The following is a 2,770-nucleotide window of genomic DNA, read 5'->3' as shown; positions in this document are numbered from 1 at the left end:
GGCGCGAGGAACGACGAGAGGACGCCGGTCGCCGTGAACGGGAACGGGCCCGAGAGCTTCAGCATCGCCCAGCCGCGCTCCGCGCGGACCCCGGCCGGGACGGCGGCTTCCGGACAGACGATCGAGAGCTCGTCGCGGGTGCGCGTGATCGAGCAGAACCCGTCGCCCGCCGTCCATTCCGGCAGGGCGGCGCCGGGATCGAGCCGCGCGACCGCCCAGCTCCCCGGCTCGACCGTGACCCGCGGGGTCTCAGTCAAACTCGAAACCCGGCTCGATCTGCTCCGGGCCGACGCGGCCCGCCTCGATCGACGCCTTGAAATAGTTCTCGCCGCGCACCGGCGCGCCCGCGAGTCTTCGCAGCATTGCGATCTGCCCGACGTGCGCGAGCGCGTCGGCGATCGGCCCCTGGAAGACCTTTCCGGCCGGACACGCGAGAGGGGCGGCCGAAAGGCGCCCGTCGAGGCGGGCGAGGCCGTCGAAGAAACGGGCGCTCCCCGCTTCCCACAAGAGGGGCGGCGAATCCTTCCAGGCGTGTTTTCCGTCGGCGAGCCGGATCGCCCAGTCGAGGAGATCGCCGACGTGCGCCAGGATTTCCCCGGCGCTCCGCGAACCCTCCGCGGCCCGAAACCGCTCGAACCCGTCCGGCGCGCCCTTCAGCGCCTTTCCGCCGCGGTACGCCAGCGTGGCGACGGTGTGGCGCAGGAGCGCCCGCTCCGCTCGTTCGGTGGATTCGCTCACGGCCGCGCGAACCACGCCTTCAGCGCCGCCTTGTCGGACGCGGAGAGGCGCGCTTCCGGGTGCATCCACACGTAATAGACCGGCGGCATGTCCCCGTCGCTCACTTCCTCGGCGGCCTTGTCCAGCTTCTTCTTCCGGCTCGCCGCGTCGTAGCGGCTCCATTCCGAGAAGTCGAGCTCGCGGCGTCCTTCGTGGACATCGTGGCCGACGAGCCACGACACGGGCGCCACGCGGCTGTACCCGGGCCAGATCGTCTCGTTGGAGTGGCAGTCGTAGCAGGCCCGGCGAAGAATCCCGTTGACGGGAGCCGGCGCCGCGGCGTCGGCGACGACCGGGCCGTTCGTCCGGTCGACCGGAATCGCCTGGACCAGGAGAAAAAGCGCGACGACGCCGATCGCCGCCCGGGCCACGATTTTTCCGGTCATCGGTTCCTCCGCACCGGCTTGCCGGCGCCCCCGATCCTATCGCTGCGGCCGGACGACTCTCACTCGGAGGATCGAATCGAGCGCGGGGTAGCGCGCGTCCAGATACCCGTTTCCCCCGTCGAAGATCGCGCCCTGGTCGGTCCGCTCTCCCTGCGGGCCCGCGCGGCCGTAGCCGTGGAACCGTTCGACGACGTCCATGCCGGCGACCACCCTTCCGAAGGGGGCGAACTCGCCGGTGTCGAGCGACGGATTGTCCGCGAGATTGACGAACAGCTGCGTCGCGCGCGTGTTCGGAGCCCGGTCCGCGAACGCGACCATTCCCCGCGCGCACGGCCGGGCGGAACGGTCGTCCGGGAAGTAAGCGTATCGCCACGCGCGCGCGAGCCGGGGGTCTCCCGCGATGCCGAACTGGACGATGTATCCGGGGATGACGCGGAAGATCCGCGAGTCGTCGTAGTAGCCGGCGCGGACGAGGCGATGGAACCGGTCGGCGCCGCGCGGCGCCCATTCCCGATGGACCTCGACGACGAAGACGCCGGACGTCATCTCGAACCGCGCGCGCCACACGTCGGGAGACCGCGGGTCGGAGACCGCCGGATCGCGGAGCGCTCCCGCTCCCGCGCAGGAGAGCGCGGCGAGCGCCGCCGCCGCGGCGAGGAGCGGCTTCCCCCGGCGTCCCGGGCGGTTTCCGGCGAAGAACGTCACGCGCGGGGGATTATCCGCCTGCCGGCGTCCTCCGGCGGACGAGGCTCTCAGCGGAGCCCGAGCGCCGCGAGCGCCTCGAGGACGCGGTCGTGCAGATCGGCAGGCGCTCCGTAGAAGGTGGCCGCCGGCCTGCCGTCCGCGCCGAACAGGAAGAGGGTCGGCACCGCGGCGACGTCGCCGAACGCGCCGGCGGTCGCCGCATCCGCAGTCGCCCACCGCATGTCGGGGCTCGCCGAGCTCGCGAACTTCCGCGCGCCCTCCTCCGGCGACTCGACCGCGAGCGCCACGACCTCGAGGCGGTCGCCGAAGCGCTTCTTCACGCCGGCGAGCCACGCGAGCGTCGAGCGGCAGGGCGGGCACCACGTCGCCCAGAACTCGACGAGGACCGGACGCCCCCGGAGGTCGCCTCCCGAGAGCTTCCTCCCCCCGTAGTCCGTCACCGTGAACGCGGGAAAGTTCGCGGTCTCCGACGCACCGGAAACGGCGGCCCGCTCCCGGCGAAGGTCCTCTTTTCCCCCGGCGAGCTCGAGATCGATCATCCGATGGAGATCGCGCTGGAACTTCGCCTGGCTCGCGGCGTTGCGCCACGGCGTGTACCGCCCCGGCGAGTCCCCTTTTCCGAAGAACCCGAAGTCGCGCGGCGGCGCGACGAGCACGTCGTCGACGAACACGGCCGGATAGCGCGTCACGCCGAAGCGCTCGGCCAGAGCCGAGGCGCCGAAATTCTCGCTGACGAACTTCACTTTCCCGCCGTAAGACGCGACCACCGCCTGCGCCAGCAAACTTGCCGGATCGGAGAGGTTTCAGGTGTACGGCCAGCGAACCAGGGTGACGGTGACGGTCGAGGCGGCGGGGATCGCGGCCGGCGCCGGCTCGAGCATCGCGCGATAGGCGGGCAGCAC

The 2,770-nt window shown here is 71.7% G+C and carries 5 protein-coding genes; all 5 read right to left on the bottom strand.

Annotation, left to right across the window (positions count from 1 at the left end; all coding sequences use genetic code 11):
• Positions 1-257 (bottom strand): ACT domain-containing protein (locus tag VKH46_00815; protein ID HKB69353.1); only part of this gene is annotated, 257 nt, incomplete at its 3' end.
• Positions 250-738: a hypothetical protein gene (locus VKH46_00810; protein ID HKB69352.1), complete on the bottom strand. Its 489-nt coding sequence runs from the start codon at positions 736-738 to the stop codon at positions 250-252. The genes VKH46_00810 and VKH46_00815, both read right to left, overlap by 8 nt.
• Entirely contained in the window at positions 735-1,163 is a 429-nt protein-coding gene (locus VKH46_00805; protein ID HKB69351.1) for a heme-binding domain-containing protein, read from the bottom strand. The genes VKH46_00810 and VKH46_00805 overlap by 4 nt, the downstream gene beginning before the upstream one ends.
• A gap of 36 nt (positions 1,164-1,199) precedes the next feature.
• Positions 1,200-1,868 (bottom strand): peptidylprolyl isomerase, encoded by a 669-nt coding sequence (locus VKH46_00800; GenBank protein ID HKB69350.1) that lies wholly within the window; start codon positions 1,866-1,868, stop codon positions 1,200-1,202.
• A 47-nt stretch (positions 1,869-1,915) separates the two neighbouring features.
• Positions 1,916-2,611: a TlpA disulfide reductase family protein gene (locus VKH46_00795; GenBank protein ID HKB69349.1), complete on the bottom strand. Its 696-nt coding sequence runs from the start codon at positions 2,609-2,611 to the stop codon at positions 1,916-1,918.
• Positions 2,612-2,770 lie beyond the last annotated feature (159 nt).

It is taken from the genome of Thermoanaerobaculia bacterium, assembly GCA_035260525.1.
GTDB lineage: Bacteria > Acidobacteriota > Thermoanaerobaculia > UBA5066 > DATFVB01 > DATFVB01.
This window is presented reverse-complemented; position numbering and strand designations above follow the sequence as displayed.

Excerpts from the sequence above, each read along its gene's own strand:
- VKH46_00805 (HKB69351.1), bottom strand. The coding sequence starts at position 1,163 with ATGACCGGAAAAATCGTGGCCCGGGCGGCGATCGGCGTCGTCGCGCTT.